This window comes from Thiomicrorhabdus hydrogeniphila (assembly GCF_054656895.1).
In genome coordinates this window covers 768355-792426 of the sequence record NZ_BAAHXL010000001.1, presented here as the reverse complement: position 1 = coordinate 792426, position 24072 = coordinate 768355, and the positions used below count along the sequence as shown (strand labels likewise).

The following is a 24072-nucleotide window of genomic DNA, read 5'->3' as shown; positions in this document are numbered from 1 at the left end:
AAATAACTCAACGTTCTAAGGGCTAAGTCGAGAAAGGTAGTGAATTTTAGCCACGTTTACTTGTTTGTAACTTCAGGCAAAAGTTTCTTATATAACAATTTCTTATAACTTTATTAATCTTTGGTTGGTGCAAAAGATTTTGAAAAGGTATAATTCTCTTTCATTCATAACACAACCGAAAGACATTGAATTCTTTAGATATTCCTATCCTTTTTGGGATTTTAGCCCTTCTTATTATTCTTTCTGCTTTATTTTCAAGCTCAGAAACCAGCATGATGGCGCTAAACCGCTATCGTCTTAAGCACCATGCTAAATCTGGAAACAAAGGCGCTAAACTCGCTCAAAAATTGCTCAAAAAACCTGACCGTTTATTAGGCGTTATTCTTCTAGGAAATAACTTTGTTAATATTTTTGCCTCCTCCATTGCCACAATTATTGCCATGCAATTAATGGGTGAAGCCGGCATTGCTTTAGCCGCTGGTTTACTGACTATGGTGGTATTAATTTTTGCAGAAGTTGCGCCTAAAACACTCGCCGCTCTTTATCCTGAAAAAATTGCTTATCCAGCGGCATTTGTTTTAACCCCTTTATTAAAACTTTTATCGCCTATCGTTTGGTTTGTAAACTTTTTTGCAAATGGTTTTTTAAAAATATTTGGTGTCAATATTCACAACGTTGAGGATGCACACGCCCTGTCTCATGAAGAATTGCAAACTCTTATCTATGAAGCAACCAGCCAATTACCAGAGCAGTATCGCTCTATGCTATCAAGTGTATTATCTTTAGAATCAGTCACGGTAGAAGACGTTATGATCCCTAAACAGGACATGTATGCTGTTGATGTTGACCAACCAATTGAACAAATCTTAAAAGATATTCAAAAATCACCCTACACTCGCGTACCCATTTATCGCTCCTCTTTAGACGAAGACTTAATTGGTATTTTAAATTTACGACGTGCTTTACCTATTTTAATGCGTGATGAAGTTACCCTAAAAGACATTATTAAAATTACACGCCCTGCTTATTTTGTACCTGAAACAACCTCGCTTAACGTGCAACTTGGTAAGTTTAATGAGAACAAACGCCGAATGGCATTGATCGTAGATGAATATGGCGATTTACAAGGCTCTCTAACTATGGAAGATTTACTAGAAGAGATAGTCGGTAAACTTTCTACCGATGCTAAAGCCAAACCCATTGAAGACACTGTTGCATTACATGACGATGGCAGTATGACCATTGATGCTTCTGAGTTTATTCGTGATTTAAATAAAGAATACGATTTAGAGCTACCAACCGATGGCCCAAAAACCTTAAATGGCTTAATTCAAGAAGTATTAGAAGAACTGCCGTCACCAGGTACCTGTATTAAGATTGAAGAGTACGTTTTAGAAGTAGTAGAAACCTCTACCAATGCGATTGAATCGGTAAAACTTACTACTTACGCCTCTAAAAATAAAGAAAAGGTAAGCCATGACTGACTCCTTAAAAAATAACCATCCATTTAGCCAAGAAGCCGAATGGCAAAAATTACTTTTAGGCATAAAAGAAATGGCAAAAACCGAAGTTCTCGCTCGGTTTGAACAAGTTACAGCACAAGAAAAACCAGACGGCTCTCTACTCACAGAAGCCGATACAGAAATGCAAATTAAGACTCAGGCTTTTTTAGCAAAGCACTGGCCACAATTTGCTTTTTTAGGTGAAGAATCCACTCAACAAGAACAAGAAACAGCCATGAACAGTGATTCTGGTTGTTGGATTCTTGACCCTGTTGATGGCACCAGTAACTTTGCTATTGGTATACCTGTGTATTCAGTTTCTTTAGCCTTAATGGTTAAAGGCACCATTTTAGCAGGCCTGGTCTATGACCCAAGTCGAGATGAAATGTTTTCAGCCCGTATTGGTCAAGGTGCAAACATAAACAACAAACCGCTAAAAGTCAGCACACCTAAACAAGCATTAAAACAGTGCAGCGGCATTATTGACTTCAAACGTCTTGCTGCGCCATTAGCCACTAAACTGGCCACACAATGTCCATACTCTTCGCAGCGTAGTTTTGGTTCTGTGGCCTTAGACTGGTGCTGGATTGCCGCAGGTCGTGGACAAATTTATTTACATGGCGCACAAAATATTTGGGATTATGCCGCAGGTTGGTTAATTTTGCATGAAGCAGGCGGTTATAGCTCTACATTAGAAAATGAATGTGTTGTTATTGCTAAAGTTGAAAAACGTTCCGCCGTTGCCGCAACGACCCAAAACTTATTTACAGAATGGCAACAATTCTTAGGAATTAAATAATAAAATTTTAAATAGCGACTTTAAAAAGCAAATTTACATTTACTATTGCCGAAAATTTGCATTTTATGACCACTTTTTTAACATCGCCTTTAAGTCGACCACATTTATTGGTTTACTTAAATAATCATTCATTCCCGCCGCTAACACTGCTTCATGACCTTCCTCAAAACTATTTGCCGACAAGGCAATAATAGGAATATTATTCATACTGGAATTAAGCATTCTTATATGTTGCGTTGCTTCTATACCATTCATTTCTGGCATTTGCATATCCATTAAGACTAAATCAAATTGAGTATTGTTGGCTTTCAATGTTTCAAATGCTTCTAATCCATTATTTGCGATTTCAACGGTATAACCTAATTTATTTAAAATGGTCTTTACTAAAAACTGGTTCACTTCATTGTCTTCGGCCACTAAAATTGTAAGCGGTTTTATATGATCCGTTTGGCTTTCGTACGAGTTATTTAATTCAGCCGGCTTATGGGTTTCTATAAAAGGGATTTCAAACCAAAAAGTACTGCCTTGTCCTTCTTTACTAAGCACACCAATTTGTCCATTCATGGCTTCTACTAATTTTTTACTAATAGATAAACCCAACCCTGTACCACCAAATTTTCTTGATGTTGCGGCATCGGCCTGCGCAAACTCTGTAAACAATTTTGAGATGTTTTTTTCTGCTATTCCAATACCTGAATCTTTAACTGCAAAGCGAATCATTTGACCTGATTCAGTGCTATCAACACAAGTTACCTCAACAAACACGCCGCCCTGTTGAGTAAATTTAATGGCATTACCGACTAAATTTAACAATATTTGTCTTAGACGACCTTCGTCTCCTAAATAGTATGTCTGTATCTTCTCTGCGATTTTATATTCTAAAGAAATGTGTTTTAACTTAGCATTGACTAATGACATTTCAATAACGGTTTTAATTTGTTGAAGCAAGTTAAAAGGCTTTTTCTCAAGTTCAAACTTACCCGCTTCAAGCTTATTAAAATCTAAAATATCATTAATCAAAAATAATAAATGATCACCAGAACGCTTAATCATTTCAACTTGTTCTGCTGACTGTTGATCTAAATTTTCACTTAATAAAAGGCTTGCATTACCAATCACTGAGTTCAATGGCGTTCTTATTTCGTGGCTCATAATTGATAAAAAATCAGATTTTGCTTTTGTGGCTTGTTCGGCCATGTTTCTAGCCGTTTTTAATTCCTCTTCAAATTGCTTACGTTCAGAAATATCTAAAGCAAAACTTAATAGCCAGGTTTCATACTTATCATTTAGCTGTTTAACATGCATAGGTACTTTGCCGTTATATAACCATATATTTTTTTGGTTAATAACCGTTTCTTCTTCATAAAACAAAACCAATTCTTTTTCTTGTACTTCTTGGTCTTTTGCCAAACGCGATTGAAGTTCTTTAATAGGAAAAACCTCAAAATCAGTACGACCTACTACCTGACCACGCAAGATTCCTTGTAACTTCTCGGCTTCTTTATTAAAAAAACGATAACAGCCTTGAGCATCTTTTACATACAAGCTAATCGGCAAAGCATCGAGCATTTGTTCAATTAACACTTCACGCTGTTTTAATTGTGCAGAAGCTTGTTTTCGGTCAGAGATATTATTTAATATACCAACCAAACGTATGGCTTCTCCATCTTGCCAAATAGCCTGGCCTGTCAGACTAATCCATTCATATTGCTGATGAATATTTCGTATTCTAAATTCAATATTTAAAGGCCATTTATGCAGTAAATGATCTTCAATGGCATTTTCAACGGTTTCAACTTCACTTGTATGAATTCTGGACAACAGCCCTTTATAATCGGGTGATAAATCACTCCCGCTTAAACCAAGCACCTCATAAGCTCTTTGGTTATATTGAATAAAATTTTTTTCTACATCCCAGTCAAACACACCAAATTCAGCTGAATCGATTATTAAGGAGTTTATATCCAAGCTTTTTTCAGTTACCGTTTTGTCTTCAAAGCGAGTTTCTTGAGAATAGGCTAAAAACTGAACAAGCACCGCATCTTTATGTGGCGTAGCAATAAAACGAAAGGTATCAAGAGCGCCGGGCACTTGATAATCAAAAGTGGATGGAGCGACCTTAGACAAAGCATCCATTAATTCGAGTTTAAAACGAGGATTTTGAGTTAAATCAAATTCGTTCCAAAGGGCTTTTGCTGAAGGATTTTGCCATAAATTATGCCATAAACCATCATCATCTCTTTCAAATAAAGCGGTAGCCACTGGGAGTGAAACATACAAGTCTTGAACTTGTTGCTGAAATGATTGCATAAAGGGCAAAACTCTTTTTTGTAAAAGCTTGGTAAAGGGATTTACACGCTTTGTAGGTTGAATAATTTATTTTAGCTTAACCACTCGCTTTTATCCAATTATGCTTTTTTCTCGGTTTAAAATACAAAAAAGGCCTGTTAAAAATTAACAAGCCTTGCTAAAAATAAAGAATTTACCAAACCTTTTTTTAAATTTACCAGGCCTGGTACTTTTTATTGATTAAGAATTAATATTTCCAAACCACTTGGGCACTAAAGATATCAACCGATGCGTTGTAACTACCTACTAAATATTGAACTCCATCAGTAGTGTAATTTACCTTTGTCTTATCCGCAAAAAGATGACTATAGCCTACATCTAAATCCATTGATGGTGTTAATTTATACCCCAGACCTAAAGCGATCCATTTACGATCTGAATCTGGTGTACGTGGGCTACGATGCGTTTCATTAGAAACGGGTGTTTGGTCAAATGCCACACCCGCTCTTAATTTCATGTCATCATTTAATTGGTAAATACCCCCTAATGATAAACGCCAGCTGTCTTTAAGTTTTTGATTTGTATTCGTGTTAGCCTGACTAGAATCATAGTTAATAACTAAGTCGTTATATTCGCTCCATTTTGTCCAGGTTGCACCAGCTAAAAGCTGTAATTTACTATTATATTGATGTGATAAAGATACTATAGCGGTTGCGGGTAAGTTAACCGTTGATTTAACATTGGCATTAATAAGCCCTTTAACCGCAGCATTTTGAAGGACAGGATCGACATTTTTGTACTTAATCTTTCCTTTGGCAAATTGAGTTACCGTTGAACGATAAGACGCACCGAAGTTAGTACTTGGCGTAATTTTATACAACAGACCTAAGTTATAACCAAACCCCCAACTATTTGCCTTAATTTCCCCTTCACCATCGCTAGTTATGGTGCCCATACCGTTGTATGGAGCAGGAAGAAATCCAACTAAAGAGTTGTTAATTTTACTTGATAAAACTAAGTCAACATATTGCGCATTTAAACCAAACCCTAAAGAGAGTTTATCATTTATTTTTTTAGCAATATTAGGGTTAAAATTAACCGTTTTTAGATCGGTTTCTGTCGCTTGATAACGTCCAGCCCAGCCATCTTTGTAAGAAATATGTTGTCCAAAAGGCGTATTAATTCCAAAACCAATATCATAGTCTCCTACTTTAGTCTTCCAATAAACATTTGGAACTACGCCAATCGTAGCACCATCGTCACCACCACCGCCAACCTTGTTAAGAGGTGAAGCTGCATAACTTCCATTATCACTAAATTTTGCTGTTGGAGAAATAATATGTGCGCCCACAATCACTTGACTGCCTTTAATTTCAGTTAACCCTGCTGGGTTAAACCACATTACACTGGCATCTTCTGTATTGGCAGCTGCACCAGCATAGGCAGTTCCTTGACCACTTGCGCTTTGTTCAATTAATGCAAAGCCTGACGCATTGGCGGCCTGTGAAGCTAGTGCAAATAAAAGTGCACCTGTAAGCTTGTTTAATGACATATATATTCCTACCTTCTTTCTATGCTACTTATAGACGAGGCTCATTCTAACACCTGTTAATTAACACAAACATTAAAAGTAGTAGGGACTATGATAAGTAAATTAAATTACCAGGCCTGGTAATTTATGTTTGAAGTTTATAAAAAATCCAACGCTTGCTGTAAGCTTTTAACGCCCATAATTTCCATACCTGAAACGCCGTTTTTAGGCACATTACCTATCGGAACAATAGCGCGTTTAAAACCATGTTTAGCCGCTTCAATAATGCGTTCTTGTCCACTTGGTACAGGACGTATTTCTCCAGCAAGCCCTACTTCACCAAAAATAATTAATTCTTGAGATAAAGGTTGGTTTCTCATACTGGATAATATTGAGCATAACACAGCTAAGTCGGCACTGGTTTCTGAAACCTTAACACCACCAACCACATTCACATATACATCTTGGTCACTGGCTTGAATACCACCATGTCTGTGCATTACGGCCAACAGCATGGCCATTCTATTTTGATCTAGCCCTACCGTAACACGCTTAGGTGCACCGTAGGGAGAGTCATCGACCAAGGCTTGGATTTCAACTAATAAAGGTCTTGAACCCTCCCAAACAACCATTACCACAGAGCCTGGAGCTGGATCTTCCCCGCGTGATAAAAATATTGCCGAAGGGTTTTTAATTTGTTTCATACCTTTTTCAGTCATGGCAAAAACACCCAGTTCATTCACTGCACCAAAGCGGTTTTTTATGGCTCTTAAGGTTCTAAAACGACTATCAGATTGACCCTCTAAAAAGACCACGGTATCCACAATATGTTCTAACACTCGTGGCCCCGCAACCTCACCCGATTTGGTCACATGACCTACCAAAAAGATAGCCACGTTATTTTGCTTGGCATAACGCGTTAAGTAGGCCGCACTCTCTCTAACCTGTGACACGCCACCCGCTCCACCACTGACTTCTGCCAACTGCATGGTTTGAATGGAATCCACCACCATAACTTTGGGTTTTTCATTGTCTGATGCCACTGTAATGGCTTCAACATCCGTTTCGGTAAATAACCTTAGCTCTTCATCAGGTAATTGCATGCGTTTCGCTCTTTGAGCGACTTGTTGCAAAGATTCTTCGCCCGTGACATAAAGCACTTTTTGCTGGGTACTTAAATAACACATCACTTGTAATAAGATAGATGATTTACCCACACCAGGGTCACCACCAATTAATACCACCGAACCCGGCACAATGCCACCACCTAATACGCGGTCTAATTCTGACATACCTGACGTAATACGTGGCACTGTTGAAAGGTCAACATCATTAATACACTGTACTTTATTATCGGTAGTACCGGAGTAGCCCTTAGATCCCGTTGTAGTGGTTTTTTTGGCTGGTGATACCTTAAACTCTTTTAGAGTATTCCAAGCATGGCACGCTTTACACTGCCCTTGCCATTGTGAGTATTCTGCACCGCAATCTGTGCATACGTAAGCTGTTTTATTTTTTGCCATAATTAAGAGTATTTAACCTAATGAATGTAAGAGAATAATACTATTTTTCATCGATAGGTATTCCCTTAAAAGCTGAATTTTGTGAACGAGAAATGGTTTCTGGGTGAAGTTCAGCGTAGGATTTTGATAAACCAGAAGTTTGTACTTTACGAATCTCGTTACGGCTAAGTTGCCTTGCTTCCTGTACGCCACAAGAGTGGGCAATAAGACTGACTTCTTTCACGAGATTATCATGATAACTGGCCACTCTATTTGATTTTCTTTTAGGGTCTAAGCCACTATGTAATCGCTTATTATGAGTCGTAATACCTGTTGGGCAGCGATCTGTATGGCATCGCATAGACTGAATACAGCCCAATGAAAATAGGTAACCTCTTGCTGAGACAATAAAATCTGCCCCCATTGCTAATGCCCAAGCCACCATGGTTGGATTAATTAACTTACCAGAGGCAATGACTTTTACATTTTCTTTTAATCCAAATTGATTTAAAGCATCTATAGCATAGGGTAATGATTCAGAAATAGAAAGACCAACATCATCCATTAAACCAACAGGCGCTGACCCTGTACCGCCTTCACCACCATCAATGGTAATAAAATCAGGTATATATTCATCTCCCATTGCAATCATTGTTTCGCAAAGCATATCAAACCAAACAGGATTACCCATTACGAACTTAAAGCCTACCGGCTTGCCTGTTACTTCACGTATGTGATGAACCATTTCTAATAACTTTTCATTACTATCAATTTCAGGATGTCGGTTAGGACTAATAGAATCTTCACCTTGTTTAATTCCCCGAATTTGTGCAATCTCTTCATTCACTTTTATACCAGGTAAAATTCCACCTTTACCTGGTTTAGCGCCCTGACTAAGTTTAAGCTCAAACATTTTTACTTGTTCATGAGCGGCGACCTCTCTCAATTTTTCATCACTCAGGTTACCGTTTTTATCTCTGTAACCATATTTAGCAGTACCAATCTGGGCAACCAGATCTGCTCCACCTTGTAAATGATAAGGAGAAACACCACCCTCTCCTGTATTCATCCAACAACCGGATTTTTTAGCGCCTTTACTTAGGGCGAGTACTGCGGGTTTGGAGAGCGCTCCGTAGCTCATCCCTGAAATATTAAAATATGAATGTGCCAAAAAAGGATTTTTACAATTCTTACCAATGATGACAGGTGGAGAGTTCACACCATCTTTTTGAAGAGTTGGGAAAGCACAATTGGTAAAAATAATTCTTCCCGTAGAATTAATATTTTTGGTTGATCCAAAACTTTGATTATTGGGTATGTTTTTTGCCGCTCGATAAACCCAGCTTCTTTCAGCACGATTAAAAGGAAATTCATCTTGATCTGGGTCAAATAAATACTGTCTAAAAAATTTACCTAGATATTCCAATAAATATCTAAAGTGCGCAATAACAGGATAATTATGTCTAAGAGCGCTACTGGTTTGAGTACGGTCAATAATAAAGGTTACGATTAATACAATCATAATTAGACCGATCAAAAAGATAAACGTAATTGAAAACCAACTTAGCGTTAATTCAATCCAGTTTTCGTGCAAATCTTTCATTAAAGCGCCCTCTGTGCATTTTGATTTAATCTATTTGAGACCTTTTACGAGTAAAGCGCGTACAAAAATTACAATCAATTTGCCTGGTTGTGGCGAATAGCCAGCCATTAGCAAATTATTCAACAAAAAGCAGGTGAATTTTAGTCATTTTTAATCGTATTTTGACTCGTGCAAAGGTCTCATTTATAAACATTTTTAGTCAATTGAAATACATATAATCTATGTAAAAGACACTTATCCACAATAAAATCTTTCAAACAAATAAAAAGACCCGCAATTGCGGGTCTTTAAATTAGGCTTAAATTAATTAGTGTTTAATATCTCGCCAATACTCTTTTTTAAGCAAGTAGGTCAACAGCAATAACACAAGTAAGAAAGCGATAACTTTCCAACCTAAATCTAAACGTTGAAGTTTAGCTGGTTCACCAACATATTCCAAAAAGTTAGAAATATCACGAGCAGCTTGTGCATACTCTTCTGGTGTTGAGTGACGCTGAATACCTTCTAGAACATTTGGCATAGAAGTGCCTTTAAGCACGTGATTATCCCATTGGCCTTTCTCATTTTGATAATAGTCCGTTAAAAAAGTATAGATATAATCTGTTCCTTTTAAACGTGCCATTAAAGACAAGTCTGGCGGAGTGGTGCCAAGCACTTCTTGCGCAACACCATCAACCATTCTAGTTTGTACCGTATCAACCACTTTATTTAGTCCGTGAGCCATCTTTTTAACAACTTCATCGTCTGTCCACCCTAAATCACGCGCAATTCGGTTATAACGCATGTATTTAATAGAGTGACAAGCCATACAGTAGTTTGAAAACAATACTGCTCCACGTTGTAAAGAATCTTGATCACGTAGATTATTTTCAGCTGGTTTTAATTCAATTCCGTGTCCCCCTGCTGCTTGCACAGGTGAAACAAATGGCAATAACATTAAGCTAAATACAGTCAGTAACTTTTTCATTATTGCACCCTCTCTGGAACTGGCTTGGTTCTTTCATGTTTAGAGGTAAAAGGTAATACCAAAAAGAACATAAAATATAAAGCGGTAAAAATTTGTGCTAATTTTGTTAGTTCAGGTGTCGCTGGTTGAGTACCTAACCAACCTAATACAACAAAACTGATAACAAGCATGGTTAATAGCAATTTAAATGATAAACCACGGTAACGTATCGACTTCACTTTACAACGATCTAACCAAGGCATAGCAAATAATACAGCGATTGCGCCTCCCATTGCGACCACCCCTAAAAACTTATCTGGAATAGCACGCAAAATGGCATAAAACGGTGTGAAATACCACACTGGTGCTATATGATCTGGCGTCTTTAATGGGTTTGCCGGTTCAAAGTTAGGCGGCTCAAGGAAATACCCGCCACCTTCTGGCATATAAAACAGCACTATGGCAAACAAAGTAATAAAGAACACCGCACCCATTGAATCTTTTACTGAATAATATGGGTGGAATGGAATACCGTCCATTGGTAAACCTTTCTCATTTTTAACTTTTTTAATTTCAACACCATCTGGGTTGTTTGACCCAACCTGATGAAGTGCCACGATATGCATAACAACTAATATCAGCAAGACCAATGGTAAAGCAATAACATGCAAGGCAAAGAATCGATTTAAAGTTGCATCAGAAATAATAAAGTCACCGCGTACCCACAAGGCTAAATCAGGACCAATTCCTGGTATTGCGCCAAATAGGGAAATAATAACCTGCGCACCCCAATAAGACATTTGTCCCCAAGGTAGTAAATATCCCATAAAGGCTTCTGCCATCAATACTAAAAACAGCAGCATACCAATAATCCACACCAACTCACGAGGTTCTTTATAAGACCCATAAAGCAAGCCGCGCATCATGTGTAAATACACCACAATAAAGAAGGCTGACGCCCCCGTAGAGTGCATGTAGCGAATGAGCCAACCCCAATTGACATCACGCATAATATATTCTATTGAGTTAAACGCTTCTGCCGCGCTTGGCTTATAACTCATGGTCAGCCAGATACCCGTGACTAATTGGTTAACTAAAACCAATAGAGCCAAAGAGCCAAAGAAATACCAAAAGTTAAAGTTTTTAGGTGCGTAATATTCACCTACATGCTCATTCCATGTGCTTACTAATGGATAACGGGCATCAAACCACGCAAGTAAAGTTCCCTTTTTAGGTTGCTTACTATCCAATTCATTCATATTGTTTTCAGACATTATGCCGCCCCTTGTTTTGCATCTTCACCAATACGAATAATGCTATCAGTAAGATAATGATGAGGAGGAATTACTAAGTTAGTTGGTGCTGGAACAGATTGAAATACTCGCCCAGCTAAATCAAATCTTGAACCATGACAAGGGCAAAAGAAGCCACCTTGCCAATCTGCGCCCACATCGGGCGAACCAATTGCAGGACGATATAATGGAGCACAACCCAAATGCGTACACACACCCACTACAACCAAATATTCACTTTTAATTGCACGATCTTCATTCTGACAATATTTTGGCTGTTCCGATTCTTTTGAATGCGGATCACGAAGTTCTTTATCTAATGGTGGTAAACCATCAAGCATCGCTTCTGTACGGCGTACAACCCAGACAGGTTTTCCACGCCAAGCTACCGTCAACATTTGACCTGGTAGTAATTGGCTGATATCGGCATTTACAGGTGCGCCTGCCGCCTTAGCTTTTTCACTAGGCTGCCACGAGCTTACAAACGGAACGGCTAAAAACGTAGCGCCCGTTGCACCCACTACTCCCGTTGCACCCGTTAAAATCTTACGGCGCTGGAGATTAACACTAGGTGCTTTTTGTTCTTCTGTCGACATAGGTTCGTCTTCCCTTTATATGCAAGCAAATTCTGATTATTTTACCTAACCTTGCGGTCAACTTAAATCAGTATCTTCTTATACTGCCATCAATATCTACTTATGACACGTCATAAAAAACTTATTAGCATTATATATCAATAAGTTATTTTAAAAATAAATCCCACATAAAAATAAATTTAATTTATACAGGGTTGTTAATATCCACAAAATGACAGGTTAAATCAAATTTTTGTGCTAAATGTTCACCCAAAGTTTTGATTCCTAATCGCTCTGTGGCATGGTGCCCAGCGGCTAAATAATGTATACCGCACTCTTTGGCTAAATGCGTCGTTTGTTCTGAAACTTCACCGCTAATATAGACATCTGCTTGCCACTCAATAGCTTGGTCAATATAACCTTGCGCACCACCACTACACCAAGCAATGGTTTGTACTTGTTGTGGTCCACCAGGAAGATACAATACTTCTCTCTTTAAACTGTGTGAGACTTCTGTTTTAAAATCGTCTATTGATATCGCTTTGGGCAATTTACCTAATTTTACCAGGCCTGGTAAAGGGGTAATATCTTGTAAATTCCATAACTTACCTAATAAAGCGTTATTACCTAATTCTTCGTGCGCATCTAAAGGTAGGTGATAACCAAATAGATTAATATCATTGAGTAACAGACTTTTAATACGCTTTTGTTTAAATCCGGTAATCACTTCTGGTTCACTTTTCCAGAAATAACCGTGATGCACTAAAATAGCATCGGCATTTAACTTAATGGCTTCATCTATAAGAGCCTGACAAGCAGTAACGCCAGTGACAATCACCTTAATATCTTCGCAGCCTTCAACCTGTAAACCATTTGGTGCATAGTCTTTAAAATCGGCCACTTTTAAATAATTTTTTAAGTAGCTTTGTAATTCTGAACGCAACATAATTTGGCTCCATTTATCAGCACGGCAACTTTAATTACCAGTCTATCTGTAGGGGATTCGAAATCAAAACGGGTTTATTCTTTCATAAAACCAGAATCATAAAATTTCATGCTTATGAGTGCGTTTTTACGAATCCAATCAATGAAAAATAATATGTTAGTAAAATCTTTGTTTATTCACCATAAAAAAACCACCAGGCCTGATAAAAGCCATGGTGGTTTAATATAAATGTACAACTAGGATATAAAGAAAACGTTAATCCTTCACTCGATAACGGGCTGACATAGCATGTGCTTGCAAACCTTCACCATCCGCTAAAATACCGGCAACCTTACCTAACATATTAGACCCTTCTGGAGAGCACATAATTAGGCTTGAACGTTTTTGGAAATCATACACGCCTAATGGTGATGAAAAACGCGCGGTACGAGATGTTGGCAATACGTGGTTTGGCCCGGCACAGTAATCACCTAAAGCTTCAGCCGTATAACGTCCCATAAAGATCGCACCCGCATGACGAATCTTTGGCAGTAAGGCTTTTGGATCATCAACCGATAACTCTAAATGTTCTGGTGCAATCAGATTAATCATCTCAATCGCTTGTTCTTCGTTATCCACCACAATAATGGCACCACGATCTTGTAGCGCAGTACGAATAATCTTTTCACGTGGCATAGTTGGTAATAAGCGATCCATACTTTCATAGACTTTTTCTGCAAATTCAGCGTCTTGAGTCACGAGAATAGATTGTGCATCTTCGTCGTGTTCTGCTTGAGAAAATAAATCTACCGCAATCCAGTCTGGGTTAGTTTGGCCATCACAGTACACCAATATTTCAGATGGACCCGCAATCATATCAATACCAACCGTACCAAATACCATGCGTTTTGCGGTTGCCACAAAAATATTACCAGGCCCTACAATTTTATCTACCGCAGGCACCGTTTCAGTACCATAAGCAAGTGCAGCAATAGCTTGCGCACCACCTAAAGTAAATACAGCATCAACATCACAAATAGCGGCCGCAGCTAAAACCATGTCATTCACTTCACCATCTGGTGTCGGTACAACCATAATCAATGTTTCAACGCCTGCAACCTTAGCTGGTACGGCATTCATAATAACCGATGACGGATAAGCCGCTTTACCACCAGGTACATATAAACCAACACTATCAAGTGCCGTTACTTGCTGACCTAACATCGTGCCGTTAGCTTCTTCATAGCTCCAAGAATTTTGTACTTGTTTTTCGTGATAGTCGCGCACACGGTCAGCAGATAATTGAAGTGCATCGCGTTGCTCAGCTGGAATACGGTTTAAAGCTTCATGCAGGCGCTCTTTAGAAATTTCTAATTCAGAACCTGACTGCAAGGTTAAACGGTCAAAACGGGCGGTATACTCTAAAAGAGCCGCATCACCTTTAGTACGAACATTATTAACAACTTCTTTAACGATATCGTTAACTGAATCATTAGAGACCGTTTCCCAGGCGAGTAAACGATCTAATTCCTCTCTAAATCCTTCTGCATTGGCAGATAAACGACGAATATTAAGCATTTTCTTTCTCTATCACTGTTTTAAACTGTTGAATAATTGTATTGATTTGATCAAACTTTGTTTTATAAGCATGCTGGTTCACAATTAAACGTGAACTAATATCAGCAATATGCTCCATAGGCACTAAACCATTGGCTTTTAATGTATTACCGGTATCAACCAAGTCAACAATACGATCTGCTAAATCAATTAAAGGGGCAATTTCCATTGAGCCATACAGCTTGATTAAATCAACCTGCTCACCTTTTTCAGCGTAATAAGCTTGTGCCGACTTTAAATATTTAGTGGCTATTTTAAGACGATGGCCGTGCGCTTTTTCAATTTCTGGCCCTGCTACCATCAATTTACATTTGGCTATCTGTAAATCTAATAACTCATAAAGGTTATCACTTGGTGCTTCCATTAATACATCTTTTCCTGCCACACCAATATCTGCAGCACCATGTGCTACGTAAGTAGGTGCATCAGTAGCACGCACAATCAACAAACGTACATTAGGTTGATTGGTTGGTAAGATTAACTTACGACTCTTACTTGGGTCTTCTAAAGGTTCAATACCCGCCGCTTCAAGAAGTGGCAAGGTATCTTTATAAATACGCCCTTTAGACAGCGCAATGGTTAATTGGTCTTTCATAGTTCGGTAAACTTTTTAATCATTATAAATAAGGTTATTGTAGAGAGCATACTCCGTTTTGCATAATTGAAGCAAAACATCTGTAAATTCACTACAGTAAAATTTGTTTTTTTGGTTTATTTAATCGTTGTTAATTAGACAAACGATAAATATGCGCGCCAATTTTATGAAACTTTTCTTCAATTAACTCATAACCACGGTCAATATGGTAAACGCGGTTAACCACGGTTTCGCCTTCAGCAACCAGGCCTGCTAAAATCAAACTAGCCGATGCACGTAAATCCGTTGCCATTACTGGTGCGCCACGTAATGTTTTAACGCCTGTAATATGCGCAGTATTGCCTTCTACACGAATATCGGCACCCATTCTGGCTAATTCTGAAACGTGCATAAAACGGTTTTCAAAAATCGTTTCTTCAATGGTTGATTCACCATCGGCTAAAGCATTCATGACTAAAAATTGCGCTTGCATATCGGTAGGAAACAATGGGTATGGGTCCGTCACAATATTAACAGGTTGTAACTGTCTATCACGCATATCTAAAGTAATACTGTCTGCTGTAGTGGTTACTTCAGCACCCGCTTCTTTAAATTTATCCAACACAGCACCCAAATGACTTGGGTTAACTTTGGTTACCGTAACTTTGCTGTGTGTTACTGCGGCAGCCGCTAAATAAGTACCAGCTTCAATACGGTCAGGAATCACTTCGTAGTTCACACCGCTTAAACGCTCAACACCCTCTATCACTAAAACATCGGTGCCAATCCCGCTGATTTTTGCACCCATTTTAACTAAAAATGAAGCCAAGTCGGTAACTTCTGGTTCACGAGCTGAATTACGTAAAGTGGTGACTCCATCAGCTAAAACAGCAGCCATTAATAGGTTTTCAGTACCCGTCACAGTAACAGGTTCCATCGTAATATCAGCACCTTTTAGGCGACCGTTTGATTTAGCAACAATATAGCCTTGCTCAACCTGAATATCCGCACCCATTTTTTCCATACCGCTAATATGAATATTAACGGGACGCGAACCAATGGCACAACCACCAGGCAATGAAACTTTGGCTTCACCAAATCGACCAAGTAAAGGCCCTAATACTAATATAGAAGCACGCATAGTCGTCACTAGATCATAAGGCGCTTCTTTGCTCGTTACATTTGAGGCATCAATTTCAATGTTTAACTCTTCGTCAAACATGATTTCAACGCCCATAGAAGCGAGTAACTGAATGGTTGTGGTTACATCCATTAAATGCGGAACATTTGACAACTTAACAGGTGTTTCGGCCAACAGACACCCCATTAAAATAGGAAGTGCGGCGTTTTTTGCCCCTGAAATTTCTACACGGCCAGAGAGTTCTTTTCCCTGATTATCAATTACGAGTTTATCCATTAGATACTGCTTTTGTTTCGTCTATTTTGAGTTTTTAGTACGTCTCTTAAGACGAAACTAAAATGTATTTATTAAGGCGTTTGAGCTTTAATTGACAAAGCGTGTAGCTCACCAGTTGCAAACTGCGCTTTAAAGATGTCATTTACCATTCTATGACGCTGAATTGGGCTTTTACCTTCAAAAGCACTACTAATTACAGTAATAGAAGACGTACAGTCTTCACCACTTAATTCAACAACAGCACCTGGAATCTCGGCTTCAATCATCGTTTTAATTTGATCTGGAGTCATTTTTTGAGCTTCCTATAAAAATTTATTGGCGTATTTTAACGCCTTTATTCAATAAAATCAGATTTATCGCTGAAACCAAAACCACAAACATGCTTGTAACCGTTAAACTTAGGTAAACAGACACATCTGACTGTTCAAAAAAACCGTAGCGGAATCCATCGACCATATAAAAAAATGGATTAAAATGCGAGATATCTTGCCAAACTTGCGGTAAAGCATGAATAGAATAAAACACGCCGCTTAAAAACGTTAAAGGCATAATAACAAAATTTTGAAATGCCGCTAAATGGTCGTATTTTTCAGAAATAATTCCAGCAAGCATTCCTAAGCCCCCCATCATTGCTGCACTTAAAATAGCAAAAACAATAATCCATAGAGGCTGAATCCAAGTTAAATCAAACCAGATAATACCAACCAATAAAATACCCAATCCAACCGCTAAACCACGCACAATAGAAGCCGCCACAAATGCCATATACAGTTCAAAAGGCGAGATTGGGCTTAATAAAACAAAGGTTAAATTTCCGTGCATTTTTGATTGAATCAAACTCGATGAGGTATTTGAAAACGCATTTTGTAAAATCGCCATCATTACCAGGCCAGGTATTAAAAATTGACTGTATGAAAGTCCTGTATAAACCTCAATCTTAGAATCTATAACCTGTCCAAACACCAATAAATATAACAAAGTAGAAACCACAGGAGCAAAAACAGTTTGCACCACAACTGAATAAAAACGGCGAACCTCTTTAATAAAAAGCGCCCAAAACCCAGTAAAATTAAAACTAAACATTGAAGACATTATTTATCCCCCTCTGCCGTTAGGTCTAAAAAGACCTCTTCTAAAGTGGCATCTCGGCTACTAACATCGGTAACATCTAATCCCTGCTTGTCAATTAACCCTAATACATCCGTCATTGAACTCTCTTTGTCTATTTGAAACACATACCCATTATGTTCTTGCTCAACAAGCAAGTCCGCTAAAGCGCCGGTAAGCTTGGGCAGTATTGTAGATACATTGACACGTAAATAACGATATGGATGTTTTGAAAGCAGTTTTTGCGTATCATCCAGCGCTTTAATTTGGCCTTTTTGCATAATCGCCACACGGTCACACAAGGCTTCGGCCTCTTCTAAATAATGCGTGGTCAAAATAATGGTATGCCCTTGTTGATGAAGTTCTTTTGTAAAATCCCAAAGAGTACGTCGTAAATCAACGTCAACGCCAGCAGTTGGTTCATCCAAAACCAATACCTTAGGTTTATGCACCAAAGCCATCGCAATCAATACTCGACGTTTCATACCGCCCGATAGTTGACTGGTATTTGCATTCGCTTTATCGGCTAAAGCCAACCTTTCCAGTAACTCGTCAATCCACTTTTTTTGTTGTGGCCCTTTCATTCCAAAATACCCAGATTGAAGTTCCAGCAATTCTTTAATAGAAAAGAAAGGATCGGCAATTAACTCTTGAGGCACTAAACCTAAAATACGGCGCGCTTGACGATAGTCATGAATCACATCATAACCATGAACTTTAATATCACCCGACGTCGGTACAACTAATCCAGACATCGAATTAATAAGCGTTGATTTACCTGCTCCATTTGGCCCTAACAGACCAAAAAAAGCGCCCTCTTCTACATCAAAAGAGACACCTTTAAGCGCTTGTAAATCAGCATATTCTTTAACCACATTGTTAAATTGAACCGACAATGCCATGCAAAATCCTTTTTCTTTAAAATAAAAATAGGGCTTTTAAAGCCCTATTTAAAATGCATTCTAGAATGAATGAAAAATCTTGTTTATAAATTGAGTTAAATATACTTGGAGTGAACTTGCAATCATTAACAAGCAAGCCTATTACACCAACTCAATAACGTCCTCTAAGCCGTAAAGAGTAATTAACGTTTTTAACTCTTCGGGTAACTGAATAATTTTTAGTTTGTCGGTTACGTTTGCTGACCAAATCAATAATACAGCCAAAATAGCACTATCGGCCTTAGTAACCTTAGAAAAATCAACTTTTTTAACCGGTAATAATAACCACTTATTTTGTTTAAGCACTTCTGCCAACACATCAATACTGATTGTTTCTGGCAACACCAAGGTCGCTTCTGATTCAATCCAGTTTTCAGAGGTTTTTACGATATTGTTAGCCACAACTATGCTTTTCCGTTAAATTCAGCATTTTTAGACTGCATTTCTGTAATAACGGCATTAAGACCTTTTTTAGAGATATCCGAATCATACGCTTTACGATAGCTCAGCAACATGCTAATTCCTTCAACTGAAATATCGTATAACATCCATTTATGTGTTTTTTTATTCAAATAAAGTCTATATACCACTTCTGAACGGTTGCCATCTGACTGTAATACACTTGAGGCCACCGTTGCTCTACCAGGCTTTTCTTCTTGTGCATTTTTAATATCAACAGAGTCGATATTTAACTTAAGTAAACTCTGTGAATAGGAGCGAATTAACGTATTGGTAAACGCATCAACAAATTGTGTTTGCTGTTGATCATTAGCACTACGCCAGTGTTTACCCATTACATAACGCGCCATTTTATCGGTATCGATATAAGGTAAAACATAAGCTAAAGCAAACTCTTTAATCTTAGCGGGATTACCCTCCAAAGCCTCACGATTTTGATTTAATTGGGTAATAACAGTATTTGAAAGATCTAATACCATTGTTTTAGGATCGTCTTGTTTAATAACCAGTGCACTCGCAAAAGTTAAACTGCTAAACAAACTCATAAAAACAGCGGCTAAAAATAACTTAATCGTATTTGAATGAACTAAAGGCATAGATTGCATATTATTTATCTCCACTATCACTAAACTTGACTAAAAATTGACTGATTAAGTTTTCTAAAACAAGTGCAGATTGTGTTAGTTCAATATCATCACCGTCTTTAAGCACATCTGTATCTCCACCAATATCTATTCCAACATATTGGTCACCTAATAACCCTGACGTTAAAATTGAAGCCGAAGAATCTAATGGCAAGTCATTATAAGTTTCATCAATTTTCATATTAACTCGTGCTTTAAAAGATCTTGGGTCAACAGTAATATCCGTTACACGACCTATAACAACACCACTCATTTTGACTGGCGCTCTTACTTTTAAACCACCTATATTGTCAAATAGCGCATGAACATGATAGCTTGGTTTTTCTTTAAATGCGCTGAAGTTACTCACCTGAAAAGCAATCATCACCAAGGCAAGAATGCTCATTAATACAAACGCTCCTACCCAAATTTCAATTTTTGCTTGTCGTTTCATGGGGATTTCCTTAAATATCGTAAAAATATGTATTGAATTAATTAAACATTAACGTTGTTAAAATAAAGTCTAAACCTAGAACACCAAGAGAGCTATGAACCACAGTTCGAGTGGTTGCATTACTCACCCCTTCAGAAGTTGGAATGGCATCAAAACCTTGGTACAAGGCAATAATTGAAATCAAAATCGCAAATGCGACAGATTTAATAATGCCGTTCATTACATCTTCACTCCAATCAACATGACTATTCATTTGTGACCAAAAAGACCCTTCATCCACACCTAGCCAACCTACCGCAACTAAATAACCACCAATAATACCTAAAGCAGTAAACAATAGCGTTAATAAAGGTAAAGCAATAATCGAAGCGGTAAGACGTGGCGCGTAAATGTATTTTAACGGGTCAATAGCCATCATTTCTAAAGCAGAAAGCTGTTCTGTTGAGCGCATTAAACCAATCTCTGCTGTTAAGGCTGAACCCGCACGGCCTGCAAATAATAAAGCCGCCACTACAGGGCCAAGCTCACGCAATAAAGAAAGTGCGGTCATGGTACCAACGGCTTCTGCAGAATTATAATCAACTAATACATTGTATCCTTGCAAACTTAATACCATGCCAACAAACAAACCTGCGGTAAGAATAATTGGCAACGATAAAACACCCGTAACATAGATTTGTTTTGTTAATAAATCCATACGCCATAAAGAGTACGGTAATGCAGGAATTAAAGACAATAAGAAAAATGTTCCACGGCCAAAAGCGCCGAATATTGACAATGTATCTCTACCCAACGATTGTAAAAACCCCAAACCAAGCATAGGCTTAGCTGTTGTTTTATTGTGATTTGATTGGCTCATTGTGATTAATTCATCTCTGTATTAAATATGTTGGTATTTCAATTTTAAACTGGGCAGAATAAAGCCTTACTTAGACATATCATCCATATAAGATTCACTCGAATAATGAAATGGAACGGGGCCGTCAGGTAATCCATGTATAAATTGATTCACATAACCTGTTTTTTCTTTTAACAAGTCGTCTTTAGTTCCCTGAGCAATAATTTTACCTTCAGAAATCACACAGACATAGTCAGCAATAGATAAGACTTCATTTACATCATGTGAAACCACAACGCTAGTGAGTTTTAAGCTGTCATTTAATTCACGAATCAATTTTACTAACACACCCATTGTAATAGGATCTTGACCAACAAAAGGTTCATCATAAAAAATCATTTCTGGGTCTAAGGCAATGCCTCTTGCTAATGCAACTCGGCGCGACATTCCGCCAGAAAGTTCAGCTGGCATTAAATCTTTAGCACCACGTAAACCCACGGCTTGCAACTTCATTAACACCAATGGATAAATAACCGATTCTGGCAATTTTGTGTGTTCTCTTAACGGAAAAGCCACATTATCAAATACGTTTAAATCCGTTAATAAAGCACCACTTTGAAACAGCATGCCCATTTTACGTCTTAATTGATATAGGTTTTTGCGAGGCAATTTATGTACATTTTCACCTTCAACATAAATTTCACCTGAATCTGGCTGTAACTGACCCGCTATGAGTTTTAGAAGCGTTGTTTTACCTGAACCACTTGGCCCCATAACCGCCGTAACTTTACCTTTGGGAATACTCAAAGAGATATCGTCAAAGATTTTTCTATCACCGCGCGAAAACTTTAAGTTTTTAATTTCAATTAATATCTGTTCTTGCATACTTAATCATTATTAGAAATCATTACATTTTTTCTTATGTAAAAACTTCTATTCAGCCTTATTTTAAGCCTTTAAACATAAAAAATATTTTCAAATTCCTATGCTAAGGTTGCTATATAAAAAGCATTTTTAAATTACCAGGCCTGGTATTTTATCGCATTTAATTAATGCTTAATATAAAGATAGCCAATTCTATTCAATATATTTTTTATCACTCATCTTTTTTTAATTTTATCTAAGCGTTTTAACTAAAGACTAATGAATTAATACCCCAAAAACTCACCTATAGTCTTAAGATTAAAGGTTTGCTTCATATCTATTTCATCTGCTTTAATTAATAAAGGTGCCCCTGTAATCTCTTTAGGTAAAGATTCCATAAAACTTTGCAATACTTGCGTTTGCTGTTTGGGTTCTAATTCTTGCTGTAACAACACACCGCAAATAGCACCCGAACAGGTTGTTTGATTATACGTCCACTGCCAGCCTGTTAATTTTTGTGTATTTGAAACCTGCGTAACGGGTAATGGACGATACAAATGTACATCAACTTTATCTTCAGTAAACACCACCACGCCACATGCACGCTCTTTAAACACATCTACAATGTGTGCTAGTTGCTTGGTTAGCATTTCATTTGCACCATTAAAGCTTGCTAAAACTTCAAAATAAAAACAAAACTCGCCTTCTACAGCATCACAAGTTTCTTCCATTTCATCCTTATCCCAAGCTAGCCATATAGATTCTGGAACAAGTACCGTTCGATAAGTATTACCGTAAAAATCTAACATCCATTCCATTGGTAGCTCTTCGGGATAAAAATAACCTCGCCAACAATCATATTGCCAACCGTAAGTACCTATTTGTAGATTTTCTATCTTTTTATTCATATTGCCACGCCCATTACTCGCTCATTGAATTTTGTTTTTACCTAGCCCACCAACACTTAATCTTAAACATTGTAAAAAGCCCTGGGAATCATATTATGAAGCCTTTAAACGAAAATAAAACATTATCAAATGAAATTCTGTATAAAATCAAATGATGGAGCAACCATAAACAAAGTTTATTTCCATAATTATTTTAGTTATAATCCTCGCTCAGATTTTTGACGAACACACAAAAAGGCAGATGGGTATGTTATCAACACTATTGCTACCAAGCGTCCTTCTTATTATTGGACTTATACTCCTTGTTTGGAGCTCCGATATTTTTATTGAAGGCGCTGCAAGCACAGCAAAACACCACTCAATATCGCCTTTAGTTATCGGGGTTGTTGTACTTGGCTTTGGAACATCAATGCCTGAAGTTGTAGTCGCAGTTCTTGCTTCACTAAACGGTAGTCCCGGCCTGGCCATTGGTAATGCCGTAGGTTCTAATATCGCTAATATCGGTTTAGTTTTAGGGGTTACCGCTCTTTTAGTACCTATCGCCGTTAAGTCCTCTATTATAAAACGTGAACTTCCCATTTTGCTTGCCATTTCAATTGGTGCTTACCTCTTAGTTCTTGATGGTGAATTATCCATTCCAGACGGTATTATTTTAGTTTCTGCGTTAGTTATTGTGATGATTTGGATGATTAAAGCCAATAAAACCGTTGATAAAAATGACCCCATAGCAACAGAAACGCAACACGAATTAGATGACTTACCAGAACTGGGTAAAAACAAAGCGCTTATTTACCTGATTGGTGGGTTAATTATTTTGATGTTAAGTGCAAAAATGATGGTATCTGGTGCAGAAAGCATTGCTCACTATTTTGAGGTGCCTGATGTGGTGATTGGTTTAACCATTATCGCTATTGGCACAAGCTTACCAGAGCTGGCCGCTGCTATTGCAGCTGCACGTAAAAACGAAGCCGATTTAATGATAGGTAATATTGTCGGTTCTAACCTATTTAACATTTTAGCCGTTTTGGCCGTGCCAGCCTTATTAGCGCCATCGGTTCTAGATACTGACGTATTAAATATTGATTTACCCATTATGCTTGGCTTTACTTTGCTTATGCTAGTAATGGCTTTACCTAGAAAAGGCTCTGCTGTCATTTCTAAAGGTAAGGGGTTATTACTACTTGCTTTATTTATCACTTACCTCATCACGCTTTACTTCCGCTCAACAGGTGTTTAAAGTATAAGCCAAACTTAATGAGTCTCTTGCAGATCAGATGCAATAAAACTCATAATAACTTACTTTAAG

23 protein-coding genes are annotated in these 24072 nt (G+C 37.8%); 3 read left to right on the top strand and 20 right to left on the bottom strand.

What is annotated here, in order from left to right; genetic code table 11:
- Positions 1-185: 185 nt before the first annotated feature.
- Both ACYQ0E_RS03360 and ACYQ0E_RS03355 read left to right on the top strand, forming a co-directional pair.
- Positions 186-1484: an HlyC/CorC family transporter gene (locus ACYQ0E_RS03360; RefSeq protein WP_460186835.1), complete on the top strand. Its 1299-nt coding sequence runs from the start codon at positions 186-188 to the stop codon at positions 1482-1484.
- The gene (locus ACYQ0E_RS03355; protein WP_460186834.1) at positions 1477-2301 is read left to right on the top strand and encodes an inositol monophosphatase family protein; all 825 of its coding nucleotides are present in this window, start codon (positions 1477-1479) and stop codon (positions 2299-2301) included. Before ACYQ0E_RS03360 ends, ACYQ0E_RS03355 begins: the two co-directional genes overlap by 8 nt.
- Positions 2302-2364: 63 nt before the next feature.
- Here the strand turns inward: ACYQ0E_RS03355 and ACYQ0E_RS03350 are convergent, their stop codons facing one another.
- The 20 genes from ACYQ0E_RS03350 to ACYQ0E_RS03255 form a co-directional block, all read right to left on the bottom strand.
- A complete protein-coding gene (locus tag ACYQ0E_RS03350) occupies positions 2365-4611 on the bottom strand; it encodes an ATP-binding protein (protein WP_460186833.1) in 2247 nt (748 codons plus the stop codon).
- 226 nt (positions 4612-4837) lie between these two features.
- Complete coding sequence (locus tag ACYQ0E_RS03345) at positions 4838-6142, bottom strand: OmpP1/FadL family transporter (protein ID WP_460186832.1); 1305 nt, start codon at positions 6140-6142, stop codon at positions 4838-4840.
- A 137-nt stretch (positions 6143-6279) separates the two neighbouring features.
- Complete coding sequence (gene radA / locus ACYQ0E_RS03340; protein ID WP_460186831.1) at positions 6280-7644, bottom strand: DNA repair protein RadA; 1365 nt, start codon at positions 7642-7644, stop codon at positions 6280-6282.
- 40 nt (positions 7645-7684) lie between these two features.
- Positions 7685-9226: an FMN-binding glutamate synthase family protein gene (locus tag ACYQ0E_RS03335; RefSeq protein ID WP_460186830.1), complete on the bottom strand. Its 1542-nt coding sequence runs from the start codon at positions 9224-9226 to the stop codon at positions 7685-7687.
- 307 nt (positions 9227-9533) lie between these two features.
- On the bottom strand, positions 9534-10193 hold the full coding sequence (locus tag ACYQ0E_RS03330; protein ID WP_460186829.1) for a cytochrome c1: 660 nt from the start codon (positions 10191-10193) through the stop codon (positions 9534-9536).
- Positions 10193-11446 (bottom strand): cytochrome b, encoded by a 1254-nt coding sequence (locus tag ACYQ0E_RS03325; RefSeq protein WP_460186828.1) that lies wholly within the window; start codon positions 11444-11446, stop codon positions 10193-10195. Before ACYQ0E_RS03325 ends, ACYQ0E_RS03330 begins: the two co-directional genes overlap by 1 nt.
- Positions 11446-12060, bottom strand: a complete 615-nt coding sequence (petA, locus tag ACYQ0E_RS03320; RefSeq protein ID WP_460186827.1) for a ubiquinol-cytochrome c reductase iron-sulfur subunit — start codon at positions 12058-12060, stop codon at positions 11446-11448. The genes ACYQ0E_RS03325 and petA overlap by 1 nt, the downstream gene beginning before the upstream one ends.
- A 184-nt stretch (positions 12061-12244) precedes the next feature.
- Complete coding sequence (locus tag ACYQ0E_RS03315; protein WP_460186826.1) at positions 12245-12985, bottom strand: Nif3-like dinuclear metal center hexameric protein; 741 nt, start codon at positions 12983-12985, stop codon at positions 12245-12247.
- 255 nt (positions 12986-13240) lie between these two features.
- Positions 13241-14542 (bottom strand): histidinol dehydrogenase, encoded by a 1302-nt coding sequence (hisD, locus tag ACYQ0E_RS03310; RefSeq protein WP_460186825.1) that lies wholly within the window; start codon positions 14540-14542, stop codon positions 13241-13243.
- Positions 14535-15176: an ATP phosphoribosyltransferase gene (hisG, locus tag ACYQ0E_RS03305; RefSeq protein ID WP_460186824.1), complete on the bottom strand. Its 642-nt coding sequence runs from the start codon at positions 15174-15176 to the stop codon at positions 14535-14537. Before hisG ends, hisD begins: the two co-directional genes overlap by 8 nt.
- A 130-nt stretch (positions 15177-15306) precedes the next feature.
- Positions 15307-16572 (bottom strand): UDP-N-acetylglucosamine 1-carboxyvinyltransferase, encoded by a 1266-nt coding sequence (gene murA, locus ACYQ0E_RS03300; RefSeq protein WP_460186823.1) that lies wholly within the window; start codon positions 16570-16572, stop codon positions 15307-15309.
- Positions 16573-16643: 71 nt separating this feature from the next.
- Positions 16644-16862: a BolA family protein gene (locus tag ACYQ0E_RS03295; RefSeq protein WP_460186822.1), complete on the bottom strand. Its 219-nt coding sequence runs from the start codon at positions 16860-16862 to the stop codon at positions 16644-16646.
- Positions 16863-16884: 22 nt separating this feature from the next.
- On the bottom strand, positions 16885-17664 hold the full coding sequence (locus ACYQ0E_RS03290; protein WP_460186821.1) for an ABC transporter permease: 780 nt from the start codon (positions 17662-17664) through the stop codon (positions 16885-16887).
- Positions 17664-18581 carry an ABC transporter ATP-binding protein gene (locus tag ACYQ0E_RS03285; protein WP_460186820.1) on the bottom strand — a complete coding sequence of 306 codons (918 nt, stop codon included), beginning with the start codon at positions 18579-18581 and terminating at the stop codon, positions 17664-17666. The genes ACYQ0E_RS03290 and ACYQ0E_RS03285 overlap by 1 nt, the downstream gene beginning before the upstream one ends.
- 141 nt (positions 18582-18722) lie before the next feature.
- Positions 18723-19022 (bottom strand): STAS domain-containing protein, encoded by a 300-nt coding sequence (locus tag ACYQ0E_RS03280; RefSeq protein ID WP_460186819.1) that lies wholly within the window; start codon positions 19020-19022, stop codon positions 18723-18725.
- 2 nt (positions 19023-19024) lie between these two features.
- Positions 19025-19684, bottom strand: coding sequence for an MlaC/ttg2D family ABC transporter substrate-binding protein (locus ACYQ0E_RS03275; protein ID WP_460186818.1), 660 nt, complete (start codon positions 19682-19684; stop codon positions 19025-19027).
- A gap of 1 nt (position 19685) precedes the next feature.
- Positions 19686-20156, bottom strand: a complete 471-nt coding sequence (gene mlaD, locus ACYQ0E_RS03270) for an outer membrane lipid asymmetry maintenance protein MlaD (protein WP_460186817.1) — start codon at positions 20154-20156, stop codon at positions 19686-19688.
- Between the two features lie 37 nt (positions 20157-20193).
- Positions 20194-21015 carry a lipid asymmetry maintenance ABC transporter permease subunit MlaE gene (gene mlaE, locus ACYQ0E_RS03265; RefSeq protein ID WP_460186816.1) on the bottom strand — a complete coding sequence of 274 codons (822 nt, stop codon included), beginning with the start codon at positions 21013-21015 and terminating at the stop codon, positions 20194-20196.
- A gap of 66 nt (positions 21016-21081) precedes the next feature.
- The gene (locus ACYQ0E_RS03260) at positions 21082-21879 is read right to left on the bottom strand and encodes an ATP-binding cassette domain-containing protein (RefSeq protein ID WP_460186815.1); all 798 of its coding nucleotides are present in this window, start codon (positions 21877-21879) and stop codon (positions 21082-21084) included.
- Between the two features lie 263 nt (positions 21880-22142).
- Positions 22143-22766, bottom strand: coding sequence for a DUF72 domain-containing protein (locus ACYQ0E_RS03255; RefSeq protein WP_460186814.1), 624 nt, complete (start codon positions 22764-22766; stop codon positions 22143-22145).
- Between the two features lie 247 nt (positions 22767-23013).
- Here ACYQ0E_RS03255 and ACYQ0E_RS03250 point away from each other — a divergent pair, with 247 nt between their 5' ends.
- Complete coding sequence (locus tag ACYQ0E_RS03250) at positions 23014-24003, top strand: calcium/sodium antiporter (protein ID WP_460186813.1); 990 nt, start codon at positions 23014-23016, stop codon at positions 24001-24003.
- Positions 24004-24072: the final 69 nt, after the last annotated feature.